The following is a 20,961-nucleotide window of genomic DNA, read 5'->3' on the forward strand; positions in this document are numbered from 1 at the left end:
ACGTCCAGCCGGGCGTCCGGAGGACGGGCTTGCGGAGGGGGAGGAGGCTCAGTAGGAACGTGCCTGTACGATCGAGGACATGTTGTCTGTCGAATCGATTCGATCCGCGCCGGATCAGGCTTCCCGCCGCGCCCGTGTCGCCGTGTCCGCGCTGTTCCTGACCAACGGCGCCCTGTTCGCGAACATCCTGCCGCGCTACCCCGAGATCAAGGCGTCGCTCGGCCTCGACAATCTCGGCTACGGCGTCGCGATCGCGGCTTTCCCGGCGGGCGCGATCGCGGCGGGACTCCTCGCCGCGGTGCTGATCCGCCGATTCGGCTCGGCCCGCATCGCCGTGATCGGAACCGTGCTCACGAGCCTGGGGCTGCTGTCGGCGGCGCTCGCTCCGTCCGGAGTGATGTTCGCCATCGCGCTGCTCCTCGGCGGAGCGTCGGATGCCATCACGGATGTCGCCCAGAACGCGCACGGACTCCGCGTGCAGCGCCGCTACGGCCGCTCGATCATCAACTCCTTCCACGCGATCTGGTCGATCGGCGCGGTGCTCGGCGGGGTGATGGCCGCGATCGCGATCGCGCTGCGGCTGCCCTTGGGCGTGCACCTCGGGGTCTCCACGGCCGTCTTCGCGACGGTCGCCCTCGTCGCGCTGCGGTTCTGCCTTCCCGGACGCGACGACGAGACCGAGGCGGATGCCGCCGCGGCGCCGTCCGCGCTCGCGGGCGCCGTGCGTCGCGGCGTGCGTCCGCGGACCGTGATCGCCGTCATCGCGCTGACCCTCATCGCCATGGCGGGCGCCGTCGCCGAGGATGCGGGCAATTCCTGGGCGACGCTGTATCTCGCGGATTCCCTGGGGGCTGCCGCCGCGATCGCCCCGCTCGGCTTCATCGCCCTGGTCGGCGCGCAGTTCGTCGGACGCCTGCTCGGGGATCCGCTCACCGACCGCTTCGGGCAGCGGTGGGTGGCCAGGATCGGCGGTCTCATCGCCGCGGTGGGGATGACGCTCGCCCTCGTCTTCCCGAGTGTGCCGGGGACGATCCTCGGGTTCGCGGCGGTCGGCTTCGGCATCGCGACCCTCATCCCCGCGGCGATGCACGCGGCGGACGAGCTCCCCGGTCTGCGACCCGGTGTCGGGCTCACGGTCGTGTCGTGGCTGCTGCGCCTGGGCTTCCTGCTGTCGCCGCCGTTCGTGGGGTACATCGCCGAGACGCAGAGCCTCCGGGTGGGACTCATCGTCGCCCCGGCCGCCGCCCTCGTCGCGGTGCTGCTGGCCGGATTCCTGGACAAGCGCAGAACTGCAACATAAGGGTTGCACTGAGCGAGACTGATGTGCAACTCTAGAGTTGCAGTCGGCGCAGGGCCGGCGAAGAAGGCGTGAAGCACCGAAAGGAAGCATCATGGTGAGCATGACCCACAACGAGGCATCGGTCGTCGACGAGGAGACCTTCTCGGTCCGGCGCAGCATCCAGATCGCGGCACCGATCGAGAAGGTCTGGCGTGCCGTCGCAGAGCCCGAGCACGTCTCCCGCTGGTTCGGCCGAACCGTGCTGGACGGCACCGGGGTCGGGGCGACCGGGACGATGACGTTCCCCGACTACGACGTGATCCCCCTCCGGATCGAGGAGTACGACGAGCCGCGGCGCATCGCGTACCGCTGGAACAACGACGACGCGCTCGGGAAGCTGCCGGATGCCGTCGACGAGGCGACCTCGACCGTCTTCACCTTCACGCTCGAGGAGTCCGACGGCGGGACACGGCTCACCGTCGTGGAGTCCGGTTTCGAGCGCACCTCCGACCCGCTCGCGAACCTCGAGGCGCACCGCACGGGGTGGGACCTGGAGCTCGACAAGATGGTGGCACTGGTGGAAGGCGAAGCGTGACGACAGGAACCCTGACGCCCATGTTCGCGGCCCTCGCGGACGAGACGCGGTGGAGCATCCTGACGGCGCTCGGTGAGGGGGATGCTTCGGCGTCCGCCCTCGCCGGGCGTCTTCCGGTGAGCCGCCAGGCGATCGCGAGGCATCTGAGCGTGCTGCAGGAGGTCGGGCTCGTCGAGCCCGTGCGCGCCGGCCGCGAACTGCGTTTCCGCGTGGTCGGAGCGGAGCTGTCCGCGACCGCGCAGAAGCTCGACGCGATCGGGCGCGAGTGGGACCGTCGCCTCGCCGCGATCAAGGAGATCGCCGAAGGACTCTGAGCCCTGGCGTCACTCCGACTTCTCGGGGCCCTCGTGGTCGCGGATCACATCGCGCAGCTCCTGGTCGAGGTCGGAGGCCTCTTCGATCGCTGCCGTCATCCCCGCGAGGAATCGCGTCACGACCGCCCGCTCCTGGTCGGAGAGCTCGTCGACGAGCGTGAGCATCCGGCGGTGCATCGCGCCGAGGGTGGCGCGCACCTCCTCGTCGCTGCTGACGCTGGGGACGATCACCCCGGCGCGCCGGTCCGTGGGATGCGCCTCGCGACGGACGTGGCCGCCCTTCTCGAGGCGGTCGATCAACGTCGTCGTCGATGCGGTCGAGATGTCCAGCATGCGGGCGATGTCGATCGGGCGGACGATCCGGCCGGCGCGCTGCTCCCGGAGGAGGAAGCGCAGCGCCATGAGGTCGGTCTCGTTCATGCCCATGGACGCCCGGGTGCGCGCGCGCATGGCGGTCTCGGCAGAGCGGTAGCGGCGCAGCATGTTCAGCACATCGACCGTGCTGACGCTCTCGCCGTCGGGGTACCAGTAGCCGGATCGGGCGTACTCCTGTGGTTCGGACATCACTCCACCTCGCCGTCTTCGCCTGTGCCCACGGGCTCCCGCTCCAGCATCTCGATCGCGCCCGTTGCGACCTCGGCCGGGACGATGCGGAGGAAGCCGCCGGTGATCGCGTCGTTCTCCGCGACGATGATGCTCTCGATCCGGTGCCGCGCCACGGCGGGGAACTGCTCCTGCAGCTGGTCGAGCAGCTCGGTGTACCCGATGTACTTCGCGTCTTCGAGGCTGACTCGCTCGAACATGGCATCCTTTCGCCGCGGGTTCTCATCCTCTCACCCGGAGAGCCCCTGATCGAACCGGAATTTTGCTAGATAAGCCAGTAACCAGCTGAGCGAGGTACCATGTTCGGCGGGACGGGAGAGGTGACATGGGGAACATGGTGGAGACCGCGACGTCGGAGCTGGCGCGGGGCGTGGATGAACTCCGCCGGGTCGATGCGCAGCTGACGCGGCGGCTCGTCGCGCAGCGGCAGCCGAACGAGACGGATCGCGCGGCCCTGCGGTACATCTCGGCCGCGCCCGCCGAGCAACCCGTCACGCCGGGCGCGCTCGCGGCGCACCTCGGGGTCAGCACCGCCGCCGTCACCTCGGTGATCCGTCGCCTTGCCGACCGCGACATGATCGTCGTCGCGCCGCATCCGGACGATGCGCGTTCGAAGATCCTCCGTCCGTCGTCCCTGGATGCGTCCTCGCCGGCGGACGACATCTCGCGGCGCATCGAACGCCTCGAGAGCGAGTTCTCTCCGGATCAGGTCGAGGTCATCGCACGGTTCCTCCGACGCCTGACGGAGGAGCTCGCGGAGTCCGAGTGACTCGGATTTCCATTTAGCTAGCTAAACTAGTAATCTAACTTCCATAACATCTCTTTCACGAGGAGGGGTCATGGGACAGCTCAGCTACGCAGGTGAGGCGCAACGGTTCGAACTCGACGACGAGGTGCTTGCGCATCTGCGGCTCGTCACGGTCACGAAGCTGCGCCGAGGGGAGTCGTTCCCGCTGACCGTGCCGACGTGTCGCGGAACCTCCGAGACCCTGTGGGTCCACGCGTCGATCCCGATCCGGTTCGAGGTCCGTGACGACATCGAACTCCAGCGTCCGCTGCTGGTCAAGATGATGGCGGCGGCGAGCACGTCGACCGGCCTCGACCTCACCGACCTGGAGCTCGCTCCGTCGGGCCTCGCGCCGCGGATGCACGCGGTCGCCTGACCCTCAGCCCGCCTCCCCGCCGGTCGCACTCTCGGGCAAAGCTGTGCGACGGACGAGGTGAGGTGCGAGGCGACGCGACCGGGGGGTTGACGCGTCGCCGCACACGACATCCGGCCACCGGGATTCGGGTTCCCGCTGGCCGGATGTCTGTGGATCAGAGAGCCGTGTAGCCGCCGTCCACGAGGTGGTAGCTGCCGGTGATGAAGCTCGCCGCGTCGCTGGCCAGGAAGGCGACGAGGTTCGCGACCTCATCCGCCTGGCCGAGACGACCGATCGGGTGCTTGCTCACGAGGAAGTCCTTCGCCTCGGGGCCCATGTTCGCCAGCAGCGGGGTGTCGATGAAGCCGGGACCGACCGAGTTCACGCGCACGCCCTGAGCGGAGTACTCGAGTGCTGCCGACTTGGTCATGCCGACCACGCCGTGCTTGGCCGTGACGTAGGCGGGCGAGCCCGCGAAGCCGACGCTGCCGAGGATCGACGCGATGTTGACGACCGAACCGCCGCCGTTCGCGAGGATGGACGGGATCTGCGCCTTCATGTTGCGGAACACCGCGTTGAGGTTGATCGCGATCACCTTGTCCCAGGCGTCGTCCTCGTATTCGGCGGTGGGAGCGCTGGCGCCGCCGATGCCCGCGTTGTTGACGCCGATGCGCAGCGGAGCGAGGGTGTTCGCGAGCTCGACGGAGGAGGCGATCCAGGTGGCGTCGGTCGCGTCTCCGACCGAGGCCTCTGCAGTGCCGCCCGCGGCGCGGATCTCCTCGACGACCGCGTTCGCGTGCTCCGCGTTCAGGTCGTTCACGACCACAGCCGCACCGTTCTTCGCCAGCAGGAGGGCGGTCGAGCGCCCGATCCCGCTGCCTGCTCCCGTCACGATCGCCGAGCGGTTCGAGACGTCGTACTGAGCCACGAGAGACTCCACTTCCGAACGGGCGCGGTGCCGGGAGATCTTCTCGGACGGTCCGTCCTTCCTCCAGCCTACGCCTCGGATCGAGGGGTGGATTCAGGTGAATAGATGTCAGAATCGCGATGAAATCGGACTAAGTCCGATGTAAAGCGCTAAGTTCACTGCCTCGCGACGGGGTTGATCCGATCATACGGATCGGGTCAGACATTTCGCCTCAGAGAGTTCTGAATCCCCATGGCACGCATCTCGGCGACCCAGCGTTCCCCGATCGGCGAAGCAGGACAACGCTAGCGTCGAAGCTCGTAACCCTGTTCGTTTAGTAGGTTGATTGCGATCTCGAGCAGCTTCCCAATGAACTTGATGAGGTCTGCAATCAGCTCCTCGTCTGGTTCGTACAGAGCCCCGCCCATCTGAGGCGTAGATGGGGGCGTCTCGATCGCGTGGCGCAGAGTGGTGATGAACTGCCCGTGCGCGTGGGCCGAGGTTAGCGCCCAATAGTTGAAGGTCTGCAATGTGGGGCCTGGAACGCGATTCGCTATCTTCCTTGTGATCGAGGACGGATCGATCAATGGTGCGCTGAGAACGTCCTCCGGATCGTATCCGAGGTTGCTCGCCGTGGTCCTGAGAAAACGTCCGAGTGCTGCTATTCCCTGTTCGGTCTTGTCATCCGGCGTTCGCGCTTTGCGCAGAGCGTTGGTCAGCTTCAGCCCGTGCTTGTACTCGATACGAGCAATCTCAAGTGCCCTGCGGGCTCTAGAAGGGGAATCGGTGCCGTCCAGAATCCAGATGACCTCCACGAGCCCCTCCAAGACAGGACGGAACAACGTGTAGTCAGCCTGCATATGAAGGAGCAACACGTCCTTCTCGGGGCTAGCGGCAAGCTCCGCCCAGGCGGATACGTGGTCTGCAACGGTGAGGACGAGCCCGGAGACTATGGCATGAGGGATGACGATGTTTCCGGAGAGGGCTTGATCTTCCTCCGCCATCGACCCCTTTCGAACGGTGGGCACTCCACTCTTGATCGCCGCCGCGAAGTCCCGGAATCCTTCGACAGCACCGCCGAGAGTCTGCAAGGTGGAACGCTGTGTCATAGTACTGAGCGTACGGGTGGATCGAGCGTCATCTGATGATGCGAGCAATCGCAGATTGCTGTCCTGGGGTGGTTCTACTTCTTGACGCGGTAGCCGAGTCTTTTCACGGCTTTCGCGAGGTACACGTTCGCACTGGAGGCGTCCAGTCGGGTGTGCACCAACGGCAGCTGCGGGAACGAGTCCTCGGCGGGCGAGAACAGCGTCACCATCGGGCCGAAGTCGATCGATGACACGTGGTAGAGCCCGTCGATGCTCGACCCAAGTTGGTCATGGATCGCATTCGCCCAGTTCCGTGTGTATCGCTTCGGCCCCATCTGGATCGAAGAGGTCGTGCCGTTGATCACGGGCCAGTTGCTGGTGAGGTCCAGCAACTGAAGCTCACGCGTCGGCCGCCAAGCCGCGAGGGTGTTTCCACGAACGCGCCGATTGATTAATCGGCTCTTCTGAAAAACCTCGCCGAGAGCTGTCGTAGATCCAGCAGCTGCGTACATCACGCCATAATCGGCATGATGCTGCTGGGGCTCGGGATGCGGGTCAAAGCGCATGGTTCTGATCGGCCCGAAGTGCCGCAGCTCATCCCACGCCTGTGGGTGAGCACCTCTTGTAGCGAAGACCCTCCAGAGGATCCCATCGAATGATCTCAGGTGCTCGCTAGCGTCGAGTGTGAGCGGCGCCGGGGGTGTTGCGGGGACTTTCGCGTTCGACGGGCTCACGTGATGTCGGCGTCTTCGAGGATGTCCACTACGGGTGCAGGATCCTTCGCGGCAGCCAGCCACTCGATCGGCGTCATCCATTCCTGGGGGGCGACAGACTCATCGCTCGACCGCAAGTCGTCTTGAGGTGTTGTCATGAAGCCTTCGACGTCGGCCGGATCCCAGTCGGACGGGATCGCTCGGACGAGTAGGGGGAGGTGGGGGATTGTCGAGACCTTTTCGCCGGGAATGAACTGCCATCGAGGGTAGAGGCGGATCCTTCCCGCCCGGAAGCCGTACAGGGTGTTCTTGCTCTGGCGGTGACGCACACTGGAGGCATCGATGCCGAGGAGCGCTGCGACTTCGGATGCGGTGTAGGTGTTGGTCAGGGCGCGCACGTGAGTCTCGCGTTCGAGCTTGGCGAGCCCGCCGCTGGTGACGAATGCGGCTGCCTCGGCGAACTCCTCCGGAGTGAAATCGCCGGACTCGATCAGGAAGTTGGCTTCCTGCTCTGTGAGGCCCAGCTCGGTCGATTGACGGTCGGTCATGGCATCGGCGAGCTCGTCGATGAGTGCGTTGAACACGGATACGTCGACGTTTGACGTCTTCGCCACCTGTGCAAGGCGCTCGACGCCGGCTTGCACGTCGGTCTTTTCTGGGGCCTTGGTCGCCACGACGAGCTTCGGTTTCCCGTCGAGGAATCGACCTGTCGCGGTGCCGCGGCCCACAGTCGTCTCGCGAGCGGCGACGTGAGCGGAGGCGGCGCGGGCGCGACTTTTCTTCACAGCCATCTTGCCTCCTCGTGTCGGCATCTGGTTAGTGCGTACACGCATTATCTTACGCGCGCTTTTGCGTGTATGCATCCCCGCGTGGTGCCGAAGGTGAGAGCGGTCAAGCGCTCCCTGGGCCGGGAGCAGCGGCGTTGTGGGAGGCATGTCGTGCGCGCGTTCAAGGCGGCTCCCAACTCTTGGCCACCTTCCTGCCCGGCGCGACGTATTCATCGCGTAGCAATCAACGAGGATGTCGTTGGCCTACGCTTGAATGCTTGCGTGGGGAAGAGCAAGAAAACTCGGAGAAGCAAGCGGTCTCGATCTCAACGGCCGGCGGTGAGCGCCGCGCGACGGGAGCCAGACGCACTCGAACTGGCCTTGTCAGCGTACGATCCGGATGAGCTCTGGACGTTGATTTTCGCCGCCGCCACGTCCCCGGGCAACAGGCATCGGTCGGTGACATTGGGAAGCAGTTTCGCGGCTGCGCTACGAGCCTCCGCCGCTCCGGCGCCGGACGGGTACCAACCGCTGCCGTCGATCCAAGCACTATCCGATCTAGCGGCTACCACCTATGGGATCGGCCTGGAGCGTGAAGATTTCATCGCCACAAACCCCACCCGACCAGCCTTCCTCGCCGTCGGCTCGGAGCCGCTGCGCGCGGTGCCTGGCCTCACCGAACGGCCGGTCGCCGACCTCACGCGTGCGCTCAGAATGGCGGAAGCGGTAGACGGTCGCCTCCACCGGCGATTTCGATTCGGTATCGCGAACGTGGTGAACGTGGCGATGAGGTACGGCGATTTCTGCGTGCGCCACCTTGCGGACGCATGGGTGCCAGCCCCGGACCTGGAGCTCAACGATGAGGTCTCATTGCCGGACGTTGAGTTCGAAGCGACGCGGGCCTTCCTCAACCTGGACCCCCTCGACCACATCGAACTCGGTGAGGCTGACAAGAGGGCGTTGGAATGGATGACGAACTCCGCAGGTAGGGCCGCGTTCGACGTGGAGAGTCTCTCCAGTCCGTTCGAAAGGTTCCTTCGCTTTGCTGACTCGGCGGGTGGACACCGATGGGTGCCGCCACTCTTCATTCCGGAGATTATGGCTCATGCCGCCCGAGAGCTGGTGTCTGCGCTCGACCGAGACGGCCAAGCACGAAAGGCCCTCCGGAGCTCTTGCCTGAACCAGATCCGTCAGGCCCTGTGGCGTTTTTCCCACCGTTTGATCGAACCCCCGCCCTCCAGCGAAGGCGCCGCCAGCCCGCTTCGAGGGATTGACGTTCAGTGGTTGGTACCGGTGAATCCGTCTACTTTCATCGCCGTCTCGGTCATCTACGTCCCCGACCTGGGGGCCGCGCCGCCGCCATACATCGGCTCAGTGGAGCTGGCGAAACACGTGAGGTCGCAATCAGGCCCTGTGCCGGTGCGGATGGCGGGCGGGCGACGAGGAACCATCAAGTCGGGCGCGGAGGTCATCCCGTTGACGGTGTTCGCTGCGCCCGGTCACATCGCTGTGCCGCAGGCGGTCGGCGAGGCAAGACTCGCGCTCGAAGACCTGACCTGGATCGCGGAAACGGCCACGTCCGACGATGATCTCTACGCATTCGCGCGGGATCTGAGCGCTCCCGATTTCCCTGAGAGTTTCGGGTGGGAGGCGATCAACTACTGGGAGCCATGGAAAGCCAATGGCAAGTCGTTTTTCAAGGGTGGCGTGGTACCCAATGGCGTCTACTTTGAAGCGCACGCGGGCGAGGCCGAGTGGGATCGAGCGGTAGAGCTATCGGATCTCGAAGTGGCGCTCCTCAGGGTTGGGCTTCCCCCGATTCGAGACCTCCGAGCGGCAGAAGTCGCCCCGGGGCCCGTCGCAAACGTCGCGATGATCGCAGGTGACCCCAGGTACGACGCCATCCGCGGTGTCAACATCGCGCCGGGTGTTGACGGGTGGTCCCTCGCTCTCACCGAACCTCCCGTTGCCGTGGCGCGGGCGGGCCTGGAGGAAGCATCTGCCGACCACCGACGGTTCGTCTTCGACTTATGCGGCGGGCTAATCTACGGCTTCGCTGCGCTTGGTGGCCGATGGCGTTTCGCGCACCAGGGGATCGATGTGCCCGGATATGTCCTCTACCTCCACGCGTCGGAAACAGTCTCGGGTGAACCGTCCGGTGTGGTCACGCCGTGTCTCGACCCGCACGTGCGTGCCATCGACGAACCGGTCAACTTCTTGTGGCGCATCGATGTCGAGGGCTTCGCCGACTCAGCGAATGGAGATCCGCAGGCGGCGAATCTCCTAACAGCGGACGCAGTGTTCGATCTGCTCCGCGCGGGAGGCATGGATGTCGACACCGCAGCGGCGCTCCGCGACCAGTGGCGCACAGCGAAACCCTTTCTCGTCTTGGAGATGAAGCAGGCCCGGACCACTCTCAATCACCTGCCTGATCCGTGGCGTCTACGACCCTCTGACGAAAGCCGTATGGTTGCGGCGTTGGGGCGACGACTCCACGATGCCGGCGTTCAACCTGGCGAGTACCGAGCGGATGATGCGAATCGACTTATCCGCGAACATCTTGCGCCCCTTGCTCTCGAAACCCTGACTGAAGGAATCAAGAGCCACGATGGGAGCGAGGTGGTGCTGACGGGTATGGAGCAACTGGCGAGGGTGATGGACAGCGCCATTCATCAGCAAGACGATCTATCCCGAGTCGCAGCGAATCTCTCGACCGAATGGGATCCGCTCACCCGCACGGCCGAACTCTCGGCGGAGACACTTCAGCTTCGTCAATGTAACGAGATCGTGGTGGAAGCCGCCCTGCGCATCCTGGACAAGCCGGCGGCGACGAAGCCGATCACTCCTCAGGCATGGAGTGGTCTCCTTGCCGCCGCAGATGCGTACCTCACCGCGACCACATTGAGCGAGCGGATGTATCACCAAGTCGCGCCCGCAGTCATCACCCTCAGCCCGATGTACGAGCTGACCGTGGACGACGATCCGCATCCCGACGCGTCGGCGTGGGGCCTACGAAACGACGAACTAACCCGTGCAGCTGCGGGCATTCGGCTGCACGGCACGCAAGACGACGACTCGCTGCAACAGGCGAACGAAGAAGACGACGTCGAAGATGCGTTCCAGCAGGCATGGGGAGCGACGTCGCAGGACATGTTCTCCACCCTCGCCGCGCTCGCGAGGTGGGAGACGTTTGAGCCAGGCAGGACGACTGCCCACGTCACCGTGGCCGAGGCCACAGTGTGGGTCTGTGATGCGCTGGGCCCGGGCGCGGATGAGTCGCAAAGAACGCGTGTCGAAGCTGCAATCGAGATGCTCACGAGCACGGCCGTCCAGATGCAAGCCGTGGAGTGGAAGCCCTGGCAAACGCGCACTCGGCGTCATCGGCTCCTCGTGCAACCGCTGGCGCAAGACTCGGATGGACGACTCATTGTCAGCCCGCAGTACTTATTGACATCCTTTCAGGTCTACTACCGCCACCTCCTTCAAGGAGTTCTTCCCTGGGCAGGAGATGTTCCTCAGCCTGTCAGCAACGCGCTTGCGAACCGCCGTGCGCGCCGCAACATTCGGTTCGAACGACTCCTTCAAGACCGGCTAGAGGAACTCGGCTACACCGCGGTCGCCCGCGTGAAACCCAACGACCACCCGCGACTCGGCGTGCCGATTCTCACGACCGAAGTTGACCTCGTGTGCGGACGCCCTGGCGATAGCACCATCTGGTTGATCGAGGCGAAGGACCCTGCGTCGGTGCACGGTTTCGCTGAGACGGCACGCCAACTGCGCACCTTCTTCCGGGACCAGGTAGGAGACCGCGGGACCAAGCCCTGCTATACAACACAGCTCGCGCGCAAGGAGAGCGAACTAGCGCCTCACGTCGCGAGCATTGCGAGGCGCCTCGGACTCGGCGACCCGCCTGACGGCGAACAGTTTCACCTGAGCACCCTCTTCGTTACCCGAAACCTCACTCCGGCAAGCTATGTCGACGAGCGGTATCGGGTTGAGACGGCGACGGAGTTTCTCGCCGCTCGAGGCCGCACGCCTTAGACAACATGTGAGCTGCGCGTGCTACGCCGTTGCATTGCCAGAAGCTCTATCGCCACTTCTGACCTTCGATGATCCGGGCCAGAGCTTCCACGTCTCCGCCACGGCTGAACCATTCCACAGGGCTGTGCTGACCGTCGGTGACCATGGTCGACTGAGGCGTCGCCATCAGTGCAGATACCGACATCCATCCCTTGTCTTTTACGATGTCGATGATCTCGGTCAGGTGCGGTAGGAGTTTCCCCGGGGAGGAGAGGCTGAACTGCCACGACGGAAAACGCCGGGACTGGGCAACATCGACCATGTACAACTCGCCGCGATCGGCGGCAGCAAAGAGCGACTCTTCGTCCATATGCAAAAATGCAGCGGCTTCGGACGCAGATACGGTCTGAAGCACGCTCGTCAGAAGAGTGCTCGCTACACTCGCCAGAAGACCCCCGCGAGCAACCTCGATCGATGTCGCCTCGAACGACTCTGGCGTGAACGCCTTCGACCGGATGAGATAGCCCACCTCCTGCGGAGTCAGCGCGTCCTGATCCGCGATCGGTCGCTCTGCGCGCAGCTGGTCGGTCAGCGCTCGAACGATGAAGTCCCCGTCCGCGTTCAACCGGCCGACGGCGTCGATGAACGCCGCGATCGCATCGGCGGATGGTTGTGCCTGCCAAGGGCGGGGTCGTGGCTGGCCACCGGTTTCATCCATGTGCGACAGCGTAGATGAGCCTCCGCTGGAAGGGGAGGTCTCCCGGGGAATCGACGGCGCGCATCCCATAGAGCCGATGGCAGTCGGCGAGATCGCAGACGTCGTCTGCTGGGCCCGGGCGCGCCTGCGGGTCTGGTTGGGGTGCGTTCGCTCGCTACCCAAAAGAACCTCGACGCTATCGAACGCCTCTGCTTGCTTGGTTCAACCGGATGGGAGAACAGCACTGGTGCAGAATGTCACTGGAGCGCCTGTTCGGCGTCGACGTTGACCCGGAAGGACTCCGTGGGCCACTACAACCTCAACCGAATGGGCTGGCAGCAATTCGAGCACATGCTCCAGGCGCTCGCGAAGGCTGAGCTGGGCAATGGTGTCAGGCCCTTTGGTTCAGGTAGGGACGCGCAGCGCGACGCTACGTTCGACGGCCGAGTCGACTTCCCGGTAGGGGCGGGCGCGAAGTGGGATGGCTACGGCGTCATCCAAATGAAGTACAACGAGAAACCGGTCTCGACGACGGCTGACTGGCGGTGGTTCCTTGACGAGGTCCGCTCCGAGCTGCGTGGCTGGCTCGCAAAAAGGAGGGTCGGCGAGAAAACGCCGGAATACCTGCTGTTCTCCACCAACGTCGTGCTGACCGGGACGAAAGACACTGGCGGTCGGGACCAATTCGACCAGCTTCTTGCCGCCAACGCAGAAGACTTGGGACTGCGTGGATGGTACGTGTGGGACTACGACGAGATTCGCGTCATGCTCGACACCCACACGTCTATTCGACAGCGATTCCTAGAGCAGATCGTCACCGGCGACTTTCTTGCGCAAGTCGCCGAATTGCTCCCCGAGAAGACGGCTCTCGAGGCGGATCGGCTCGCTGGGCACGCCGTCGCCGAGCTGATCAACCGGCAGTGGGTTCGAACGGGCGATGCGGGGTACAACGATGCGTCGAAAGTGACACTCGCGGACATTGCAATCGATCTGCCGTTCACGGCGGGCGTGACCGCGGACGAGGAAGGCCAGTCGCGGAGGATGACTGCCGCAGAGACAGTGACGATCGGCGACCTCCACCTGTCAACCCCCGCCGGCCGTGGGCCCCATGGGGTGGTCATCGTCGGAGGCCCGGGTCAGGGCAAGAGCACGATCGCCCAGGTGATCGCCCACACGTATCGTGTCGCCTTCCTCGCTGACACGAACGTCGAGGAGTACGGCGAGAGGGCTAAGCGCGCCTTCGATGGCCTCGACACACGGCTCAGGAAGGCGGGTGTCCCGAACCCGCAGAAACGTCGATGGCCGTTCATGATCGAACTGGCGAAGGCGGGGGCCGTGATCGCATCCTCCCCGTCGACGTTTTCGTTGCTCACCTACATCGCCGATTCCATCCTGATTCGGGGGAAGAAGTCGGACCCGAGTGCGTTGCTGGACTGGTTGCGCACCTGGCCGTCATGCCTCGTGCTCGACGGCCTTGATGAGGTGCCTGACGCGAAGATCCGCAGCCGGCTCATCGAGGCGGTCACAGTGCTGGTGAGCGAGCTCAGCTCGGAGAAGGCGGACGTGCTCTTCGTCGCCACGACACGCCCACAGGGGTATCGACGGGAGTTCGACGACGCGTTTCCCTGCACGCAGATCACCCTGTCTGAACTCACCGAGACGGAAGCGATCAGCTACTCGGAAGCTCTCACCGCACTGCGGGCAGTCAATGATCCAGACCTCGCTGAGCAGGTTGCACAACGGCTCATCACGGCGGTCCACGAACGAGTCACGCAACGACTGATGACCACACCGTTGCAGGTGACGATCATGACGGCTCTCGCGGAAGAAGCAGTCGATCTGCCGACGGATCGATTCGAGCTGTTCGACCGGTACTATCGCGTCGTCTACGACCGTGAACTGGCGAAAAGCGAAGCCTTCACGGAACTGAAGTCGCTGCGCCCCCATATCGACCATCTTCACGAGCAGGCCGGGCTCAAGTTGCAGGCACGAACTGAGCGACCAGGGAACTCGGACGCTGTCCTCACGAAATCCGAGATCTCCCGGATTCTTCGCCGCCGGCTGAGCGCGGCCGGATTCGAAGAGAGTGAATCGGAGTCGATCGCGACGGCCCTCCTCAAACTTTCGACGGAGCGACTGGTCATGCTCGTCTCTCCGAAGACATCGAAGTACGAGTTCGAAGTGCGATCGTTGCAGGAGTATATGGCGGCTCGCGCGATCACCGATGGTGACGAACAGGTCGTCTTGCAGAACCTGCGCGAACTCGTTCCATCGAGTCACTGGCGCAACACGTGGCTGCTCGCGGCGGGGCGCCTGCTGAAGCGTCGAGAGCACCTCATCGATGACCTCATCGACATCGTCGTTCGATACGACACTCAATCTGCCGAGTCGCCGATCACTGCCCTCGGCGCGAGCCTCGCCGGCGACCTCTACCTCGACAACTTCGGGATCGAGTTCCCGGCGACACGACGCAAACTCCTCAGCGCCGCTGTGAACCAGTTCGCAGATCTCGCTGATGGCATGCCGGCCGGCGTTGCGAGCCTTCTGGCGACTGCGTTGGAACAAGGCGAGCGAGAGCACGCCATCGTGCTTGATGCCCTGCACGAGCTCAGCCGCGAGAACCCGTCCAACCTTGCCACCCGCGCGTTGAGCGACAATCGCGCCGGTATGTCAGATCTCGCCAAGCAGGCACGAACGACGTTGACCGAGGGGCGGAAATACATCAGACCCGAACCCGGACCGATTCACGCTGATGCGGCGATCCTCGCACGCACTCTCGCCCGAGCATCCAATCCGGCGGCGGAGGTGTTGCTACTTGTCGAGCAACTGCAGACGCCTGGTGCTGTCTGGCGGGGACGTTCGCTTGGAGTCTCGGTTGACATGCTGATTGCCCTTGAGAGAGATGCCGCTCGTCCCGCCCTTGCTGCTGCTGCGAAGAGCTTGTCTCAGAGCAGTCCGGCAAGCGCCGCGCTCAGTATCGAGCTCCTCCGGTTGCACGCGGCGTCGAAGCTTCGAGGCGACATGTTCGCGAAGTAGTCACACCGCCGTCGCGCACGACTCCAGCACAGGGCTGAGAAGCACGCAACGTTCGGCAACTAGAATCATGCCGTGACCGCTCAGCCTGCACCGAAGCCTCGGCTCGGAGGTGCGCTCGAGCGCGGTGCGGCCGAGGAACTGGCCCGCACGCTGCGAGCTGTCGCCGACCCCACTCGCCTGCAGATCTTGAGCATCATCCTGGGGTCCGCGGATGAACGTGCGACTGTCGGGCAGCTGGCGGACACGCTCGGTTTGCGGCAGCCAACGGTGACGCACCACGTCCGGATACTCCTTGATGACGGGTTCGTCACGAGGGTGCAGGATGGCAAGCTCGGTTGGATCTCCGTGCATCCCGAGCGTCGTGCCGCGGTTGAAGACTTTCTCCGATGAGCGAGAAACACACGCATCGTGTCGGGCGACCGCTCGACGAGCAGGCGGCTCGGGATCGCGCGGTGCAGGTCGCTGTACTCGGTAACCCCGAGACGCTGCGCACCCTGAGCGCCTTGGCGTCCGGTATGCACGAATCTGACCTTGCCGGCGAACTCGGTATCGATTCTGCAGGTGTCGATCAAGCGCTCCGGTCGTTGCAGATGGCCGGTCTCATCCGGCGCGAGAAGAGCGGTGCATGGGTGCCAACGATCGACGCGTGGGTACGTTTCGGGCGTCTGCTCAGCAGCGATTCTCTGACCGCGGGATCTCCGGAGTCCCCAGTGATGGCGCTTCCCCGTGCGGTCACCACGGTGGTGGAGGATCTTGCATATCGCTTCAGCTCCACGTTCAGCCGAGAAACGGTCGCAGGATACGTCGCTCAAAGCTATCGGTTGTTGAGCCAACGGACGCGGGTCCGTGAGCACCTGTTGACGATGACGGCCCGGTACGCCGCGGATCGCCTGGATGCGCTCGCCACGGCCCGTGGCCTGGTGCTACGGGACACCCCGGAGGTGCTATTCGTCTGCGTGCAGAATGCTGGGAGGTCGCAGATGGCGGGGGCGTTCTTGCGTCATTTCGCGGGCGGACGTGTTCACGTGCGCACCGCCGGGTCTGCTCCATCCGACACATCGCATCCTCGCGTGACTGTAGCGCTGAGTGAAGTCGGGGTTGAGCTGTGGGACGAGTTCCCCAAGCCGCTCACGGATGAAGTCGTGCGCGCGGCGGACTACGTGATCACAATGGGGTGCGGCGACTCGTGCCCGATTTTCCCCGGGCGGCGGTATATGGAATGGGATCTCGCCGATCCGCTCGAACTCGATGATGACGGTCTTCGTGCCGTGCGTGATGAGGTCCGCTCACGGGTTCTTGAACTTCTTCAGGAACTGGGCATCGATGCTCAGGAGGCGAGTCGGTAGCCGGCGACGCGGACGGTTTCGATCAGTGCCTGTGCTGGTGCGAAGGCGGCCAGCCGGGAGCGCAGCTTCGTCATCGCGACCCGCACTGAGGCGTGGGGATCTTCGAGGTCGGATCCGAAGGAAAGTGCTAGAGCGTCGATGCTCACACTGTCTGGGTAGGCGCGGATGATCTGATGCAGCAGCTCGAATTCTCGTGCTGGTAGTAGCAGGGCGTGATCGTGCCAGCGCAGGCTTCGGTGCGAGACGTCGAGCGTCAGTTCCCCGATGCGTAGTGTGCGATCGGGAGGCGCCGATCGTGGGTGCAGCCGTGCCAACTCCCGCAGTCGGTCCGGCGTGACGGGGAGTCGGACGGTTCCCCGCACTCCGGCATTCATCGCGGCTGCGATTGTCGACGTCTCCGTCGCATCGGAGATACCGAGGAACAGGGCACCGTCGCAGACGGGGCCCGCGATCTGGATGATCGCGGCGAGGTTCTCGAATGATTCTCCGCTGCCGAGGACGAGGGATGCGTGATGGTCGTGCGCGAGGTCGGCGAGGGCTTCGACGACTTCTGCGTGGACGGTTACGGGGACTCCCGCGTGACGGAACTCGGCGAAGCTTCCCCGGAGGATGTCGGGGCCGCGCCCGTGGAGCACGAATCGCGGGTGGGTGTCCCGGCTGGTGTCGGTCATCCGAATCGTCCGCTGATGTAGTCCTCCGTGCGCTGGTCTTGCGGCTGCTCGAAGATGTTGCGGGTGAGGTCGTACTCGACGAGCACGCCGGTGCGGTCACCGGTGCTTTCGTCGGCGAGGGCGGTGAAGAATGCGGTGCGATCGGCCACGCGTGCTGCCTGCTGCATGTTGTGGGTGACGATGATGATCGTGTAGTCCTTGCGGAGCTCGTGCATGAGGTCTTCGATCCGAGACGTGGCGATCGGGTCAAGGGCGGAGCAGGGCTCGTCCATCAGGATCACGTCGGGTTGCACGGCGATCGTCCGCGCGATGCACAGGCGCTGCTGTTGACCACCGGAGAGACCGAACGCGGATTGTTTGAGCTTGTCCTTCACCTCGCCCCAGAGCGCGGAGCGGGTCAGTGCCTCTTCGACGAGGTCGTCCATGTTGTCGACTTTCATCCCGGTGACCCGGGGGCCGTAGGCGATGTTGTCGTAGATCGATTTCGGGAACGGGTTGGGCTTTTGGAACACCATGCCGATCCGCCGACGAACCTCGATCGGATCCACGGCCTTGGCATAGATGTCCTCGTCTTGGAAGAGGACGGTGCCCTCCACGCGGGCACCATCGACGAGGTCGTTCATACGGTTCAGGGAGCGCAACAGCGTTGATTTTCCGCAGCCGGAGGGTCCGATTAGCGCGGTGATCTCGTTACGCCCGAACTCGAGGTTGACGCCGGTCACGGCCCGGAAGTCGCCGTAGTACACATTGACGTCTTCGCAGCGGATCAGGCCACTGGGGGTGGCGGCGAGCCGTCGTGTTTCTGCGGCATGGAAGTTCGTGTGCGTCGCTGTCGCGGCGCTGCCTGTGGGAGTGCTCATGGTTACCACCGTTTCTGGAACTTGTTGCGGATGAAGATCGCGAGAGCGTTCATCAGGATGAGGACGGCGAGCAGCAGGATGCTGGTGGCGCCGGCGAGTTCGTGGAACCCTTCTTGCGGGCGGCCGGTCCAGTTGAAGATCTGGATCGGCAGCGTGGTGTAGCCACTGAGGAGCCCGTTAGGGTCGAAGGTGATGTACACCAGCGCGCCGAGCACGAGCAGCGGGGCGGCCTCCCCGAGTGCACGGGAGAGCGCGAGGATGGAGCCGGTCGCGATCCCGGGAACGGATGCGGGGAGCACCTGTCTCCACGTCGTCTGCCATTGGGTGGCGCCGAGTGCGAGGGATCCGTCGCGAATCTCTCGCGGGACCGCGCGCAGTGCTTCTCTGGTCGCGATGATGATCACCGGCAGGATGAGCAGCGTCAGGGCGAACGCCCCGCCGATGACGATGTTTTTGTTGGTGACGCCGAGCATCGAGAGGAAGGCGAGCGCGAGCAGCCCGTACACGATCGAGGGCACTGCGGCGAGGTTCTGCACGTTGAGTTCGATGAACCGGTTGAACCACCGCTTCCGGTCGGCGAACTCTTCCAGGTGCAAGGCGGCGGCGATCCCGAGCGGGAGTGTCATCACGGCGGTCGCACCGATGGCCCACACGGATCCGAGGATGGCGGGCCGGGCTCCGGCCTCGTCAGGGTCGGCGGAGGGGAAGTTGAACAGCAGCGCCGTGGAGAGCTTGTTCTGCCCGGTGAGGAAGATCGTGATCAGCAGTGTGATGAGCACCGCGAATGCGACGAACAGGGAGAGCCACAGCAGCACAAGGAACGCGAGTGCGCTCGGTCGCATCTCACCGTTGCGGCCGGTCGCGATGGGGGCCGAGGCGCGCAACGGTTGCGTCGCGGTCGTCGAGGTGGGGGACATCAGTAGGCCTCCCGGAAGCGGCGGACGAATCGGATGCTGATGAAGTTGATCAGCAGGGTGATGAGGAACAGCAGCAGCCCGACCGCGAACAACGTGTTGTATTCGAGGCTCCCGACACGGGAGTCGCCGAGGGCGGCGTTGGCGATGAATCCCGTCATCGTCTGCCCCTGATCGAGCGGGTTGGTGACGAGCTGTGCTTGGTTGCCGGCGGCGATGGCGACGATCATGGTTTCGCCGACCGCTCGGGAGATGCCCAGCACGACGGCCGCGACGATCCCGGACAGGGCGGCGGGGAACACGACACGGAGGGTGGTCTGCATCCGGTTCGCTCCGAGCGCGGCGCTGCCCTGGCGGAGCGCCTGCGGGACAGCGGACATGGCGTCTTCTGCGATCGACGCGATCGTCGGGATGATCATCACACCCATAACGAGGCCCGCCGCGAGGACACTGAACGCCCCGGTCGGAAGGTGGAGCCAGTCCCGCAGGACGGTGCCTTGCACGAACTGCAGGGCGAAGAATCCGTAGACGACCGTGGGGATGCCAGCGAGGATCTCGAGCAAGGGCTTGAGGACCTTGCGGACGCGGGGGCGGGCGTACTCGGCGAGCAGCGTTGCAGCCCCGAGCCCGAACGGCACCGCCACGAGCAGCGCGATGAGCGTGGTCCACAACGTCGCGGTGACCAGGGGCAGCACGCCGAACGATGCGTCGGCGAAGCGCGGCGCCCACCGGGTGCCGAACAGGAACTCCAGGACCGGGACCTCGGCGAAGAAGCTCAGCGACGGGATAAGCAGCGCGATGAGGATCCCTACCGTCGTCACGACGGTGACGGCTGCAGCCAGGCGCAGGGCGAGCTTGATGAGGAACTCGCCGGGGCGGCGGCGGCCGGCGAAGCTGCTGGCGGGGGCAGGGGCCCGGCCGGAAGCCGGACCCCCACGCCGTTCAATGATGGCGGTCATGGAGCGTGCGGTGCTCAGCCGAGCGAGGCGAGCTCGTCGGTGGCGATGGTGACCTGCTCCTCGGTCAGCGGCACGAACAGTGCACGCTCAGCGATCTCCGCGGAGTTGGCGACGTAGAAGTCGATGAACGACTTCACCTGCTCCTTGTCGACGTACGAAGCGTTGTTGACGTAGATGAACAGGGGGCGACCCAGCGGCGTGTAGGTGCCGTCCTGCACGGTCTCGGTGCTCGGCAGGACGCCGTCGACGGCGACTGCCTTGATGACGCCTTCGTTCTCCTCAACGTAGCTGAGACCGAGGAACCCGATTGCGCCGACGTCTCCGGCGACACCCTGGATGGTGATGTTGTCATCTTCGGAGGGGCTGTAGTCGGTGCGGATCGCACCGTCCTCGCCGTTGATCGCCTCGGTGAAATAGTCGAACGTTCCTGAGTCGGTGCCGGCGCCGAAGAGCGTGATGGCCTGGTCGGGGAAACTGGAATCGACCTGATTCCAGTTCGTGATCTCGCCTTCCGCTTCGGGACCCCAGATCAGGTTGAGCTGCTCGACGGTCAAGTCCTCAGCCCAGTCATTCTCCGGGTTCACGATGACCGACAGGCCATCGTTGGCGGCGATGATCTCGGTGTACTCGATGCCAGCGGCCTCGCACTCGGCGGCCTCCTCGTCCTTGATCGGACGTGACGCGTTGGACACATCCGTTTCACCGGCGCAGAACGTCTTGAAGCCACCACCGGTTCCCGACGTCGCGACCGAGACGTTCACGCCGCTCTCCTCGTCGCGGAACAGATCGGCGGCGGCCTCAGTCAGCGGGGCGACGGTCGATGAACCGTCGGTGTTCACCGAACCGGTCAGTCCGCCTCCGCTCGCGCCGGATCCAGAGGTGTCGCCACCAGAGGACTGCCCGCCGCACCCGCTCAGGGCTAGTGCCCCGATCACGACCAATGCGGTGGACGCGAAGATCTTTGCTGTGGACTTTCGCACGTGTGCTTCCTTCATCTCAGGTATTCGAGGGATGAAGCAGTCAAATCGCCGCTTCACATAGATGCTTGTC

The 20,961-nt window shown here is 64.6% G+C and carries 21 protein-coding genes; 9 read left to right on the plus strand and 12 right to left on the minus strand.

Annotation, left to right across the window (positions count from 1 at the left end; genetic code table 11):
* Window positions 1–79: 79 nt before the first annotated feature.
* The 3 genes from CSX12_RS01510 (at window position 80) to CSX12_RS01520 (ending at window position 2,188) form a co-directional block, all read left to right on the plus strand.
* A complete protein-coding gene (locus CSX12_RS01510) occupies window positions 80–1,300 on the plus strand; it encodes an MFS transporter (RefSeq protein ID WP_206427118.1) in 1,221 nt (406 codons plus the stop codon).
* A 100-nt stretch (window positions 1,301–1,400) separates the two neighbouring features.
* Window positions 1,401–1,874: an SRPBCC family protein gene (locus CSX12_RS01515; RefSeq protein ID WP_241160532.1), complete on the plus strand. Its 474-nt coding sequence runs from the start codon at window positions 1,401–1,403 to the stop codon at window positions 1,872–1,874.
* Window positions 1,871–2,188: a metalloregulator ArsR/SmtB family transcription factor gene (locus CSX12_RS01520; RefSeq protein ID WP_026049692.1), complete on the plus strand. Its 318-nt coding sequence runs from the start codon at window positions 1,871–1,873 to the stop codon at window positions 2,186–2,188. The genes CSX12_RS01515 and CSX12_RS01520 overlap by 4 nt, the downstream gene beginning before the upstream one ends.
* A 9-nt stretch (window positions 2,189–2,197) precedes the next feature.
* Here CSX12_RS01520 and CSX12_RS01525 read toward each other — a convergent pair whose 3' ends face one another.
* Together CSX12_RS01525 and CSX12_RS01530 are read right to left on the minus strand one after the other, a co-directional pair.
* On the minus strand, window positions 2,198–2,752 hold the full coding sequence (locus tag CSX12_RS01525) for a MarR family transcriptional regulator (protein ID WP_017201984.1): 555 nt from the start codon (window positions 2,750–2,752) through the stop codon (window positions 2,198–2,200).
* Complete coding sequence (locus CSX12_RS01530; RefSeq protein WP_017201983.1) at window positions 2,752–2,991, minus strand: hypothetical protein; 240 nt, start codon at window positions 2,989–2,991, stop codon at window positions 2,752–2,754. Before CSX12_RS01530 ends, CSX12_RS01525 begins: the two co-directional genes overlap by 1 nt.
* A 125-nt stretch (window positions 2,992–3,116) precedes the next feature.
* Here CSX12_RS01530 and CSX12_RS01535 point away from each other — a divergent pair, with 125 nt between their 5' ends.
* Window positions 3,117–3,560, plus strand: coding sequence for a MarR family transcriptional regulator (locus tag CSX12_RS01535; RefSeq protein ID WP_124894617.1), 444 nt, complete (start codon window positions 3,117–3,119; stop codon window positions 3,558–3,560).
* Window positions 3,561–3,630: 70 nt separating this feature from the next.
* Complete coding sequence (locus tag CSX12_RS01540) at window positions 3,631–3,954, plus strand: hypothetical protein (RefSeq protein WP_124894618.1); 324 nt, start codon at window positions 3,631–3,633, stop codon at window positions 3,952–3,954.
* 154 nt (window positions 3,955–4,108) lie between these two features.
* Here CSX12_RS01540 and CSX12_RS01545 read toward each other — a convergent pair whose 3' ends face one another.
* From CSX12_RS01545 to CSX12_RS01560, 4 genes are all read right to left on the minus strand, one after another.
* Window positions 4,109–4,861 (minus strand): SDR family NAD(P)-dependent oxidoreductase, encoded by a 753-nt coding sequence (locus tag CSX12_RS01545; RefSeq protein WP_017201980.1) that lies wholly within the window; start codon window positions 4,859–4,861, stop codon window positions 4,109–4,111.
* Between the two features lie 284 nt (window positions 4,862–5,145).
* Window positions 5,146–5,949 carry a hypothetical protein gene (locus CSX12_RS01550; RefSeq protein ID WP_124894619.1) on the minus strand — a complete coding sequence of 268 codons (804 nt, stop codon included), beginning with the start codon at window positions 5,947–5,949 and terminating at the stop codon, window positions 5,146–5,148.
* Between the two features lie 74 nt (window positions 5,950–6,023).
* Window positions 6,024–6,743, minus strand: a complete 720-nt coding sequence (locus CSX12_RS01555; RefSeq protein ID WP_084595612.1) for an RES domain-containing protein — start codon at window positions 6,741–6,743, stop codon at window positions 6,024–6,026.
* A complete protein-coding gene (locus CSX12_RS01560; protein ID WP_124894620.1) occupies window positions 6,659–7,432 on the minus strand; it encodes a hypothetical protein in 774 nt (257 codons plus the stop codon). The genes CSX12_RS01555 and CSX12_RS01560 overlap by 85 nt, the downstream gene beginning before the upstream one ends.
* A 435-nt stretch (window positions 7,433–7,867) precedes the next feature.
* Between CSX12_RS01560 and CSX12_RS01565 the strand changes: the two genes are divergently transcribed.
* Window positions 7,868–11,449: a hypothetical protein gene (locus CSX12_RS01565; protein WP_206427119.1), complete on the plus strand. Its 3,582-nt coding sequence runs from the start codon at window positions 7,868–7,870 to the stop codon at window positions 11,447–11,449.
* 46 nt (window positions 11,450–11,495) lie between these two features.
* On the opposite strand, the gene CSX12_RS01570 is transcribed toward CSX12_RS01565, so the two are convergent.
* Complete coding sequence (locus tag CSX12_RS01570) at window positions 11,496–12,146, minus strand: hypothetical protein (RefSeq protein WP_124894622.1); 651 nt, start codon at window positions 12,144–12,146, stop codon at window positions 11,496–11,498.
* Between the two features lie 282 nt (window positions 12,147–12,428).
* On the opposite strand from CSX12_RS01570, the gene CSX12_RS01575 reads away from it, so the two are divergent.
* The 3 genes from CSX12_RS01575 (at window position 12,429) to CSX12_RS01585 (ending at window position 16,507) form a co-directional block, all read left to right on the plus strand.
* Window positions 12,429–15,161, plus strand: coding sequence for a hypothetical protein (locus tag CSX12_RS01575; RefSeq protein WP_124894623.1), 2,733 nt, complete (start codon window positions 12,429–12,431; stop codon window positions 15,159–15,161).
* Between the two features lie 72 nt (window positions 15,162–15,233).
* Window positions 15,234–15,551: a metalloregulator ArsR/SmtB family transcription factor gene (locus CSX12_RS01580; protein WP_124894624.1), complete on the plus strand. Its 318-nt coding sequence runs from the start codon at window positions 15,234–15,236 to the stop codon at window positions 15,549–15,551.
* Window positions 15,548–16,507, plus strand: a complete 960-nt coding sequence (locus tag CSX12_RS01585) for a hypothetical protein (protein ID WP_241160533.1) — start codon at window positions 15,548–15,550, stop codon at window positions 16,505–16,507. The genes CSX12_RS01580 and CSX12_RS01585 overlap by 4 nt, the downstream gene beginning before the upstream one ends.
* Here CSX12_RS01585 and CSX12_RS01590 read toward each other — a convergent pair.
* Genes CSX12_RS01590 through CSX12_RS01610 form a run of 5 tightly spaced genes read right to left on the minus strand, consistent with a single transcriptional unit; the run spans window position 16,489 to window position 20,948 of the window.
* Window positions 16,489–17,178, minus strand: a complete 690-nt coding sequence (locus tag CSX12_RS01590; RefSeq protein WP_124894625.1) for a winged helix-turn-helix domain-containing protein — start codon at window positions 17,176–17,178, stop codon at window positions 16,489–16,491. The genes CSX12_RS01585 and CSX12_RS01590 overlap by 19 nt on opposite strands.
* Window positions 17,175–18,038: a phosphate ABC transporter ATP-binding protein PstB gene (gene pstB, locus CSX12_RS01595; RefSeq protein WP_319032300.1), complete on the minus strand. Its 864-nt coding sequence runs from the start codon at window positions 18,036–18,038 to the stop codon at window positions 17,175–17,177. The genes CSX12_RS01590 and pstB overlap by 4 nt, the downstream gene beginning before the upstream one ends.
* A 2-nt stretch (window positions 18,039–18,040) precedes the next feature.
* Window positions 18,041–18,955 carry a phosphate ABC transporter permease PstA gene (gene pstA / locus CSX12_RS01600; RefSeq protein WP_124894626.1) on the minus strand — a complete coding sequence of 305 codons (915 nt, stop codon included), beginning with the start codon at window positions 18,953–18,955 and terminating at the stop codon, window positions 18,041–18,043.
* Window positions 18,955–19,911 (minus strand): phosphate ABC transporter permease subunit PstC, encoded by a 957-nt coding sequence (pstC, locus tag CSX12_RS01605; protein ID WP_017201968.1) that lies wholly within the window; start codon window positions 19,909–19,911, stop codon window positions 18,955–18,957. Before pstC ends, pstA begins: the two co-directional genes overlap by 1 nt.
* 14 nt (window positions 19,912–19,925) lie before the next feature.
* Entirely contained in the window at window positions 19,926–20,948 is a 1,023-nt protein-coding gene (locus tag CSX12_RS01610) for a PstS family phosphate ABC transporter substrate-binding protein (protein ID WP_241160534.1), read from the minus strand.
* Window positions 20,949–20,961 lie beyond the last annotated feature (13 nt).

It is taken from the genome of Microbacterium sp. Y-01 (genome assembly GCF_003856715.1).
Taxonomy (GTDB): Bacteria; Actinomycetota; Actinomycetes; order Actinomycetales; family Microbacteriaceae; genus Microbacterium; species Microbacterium algeriense.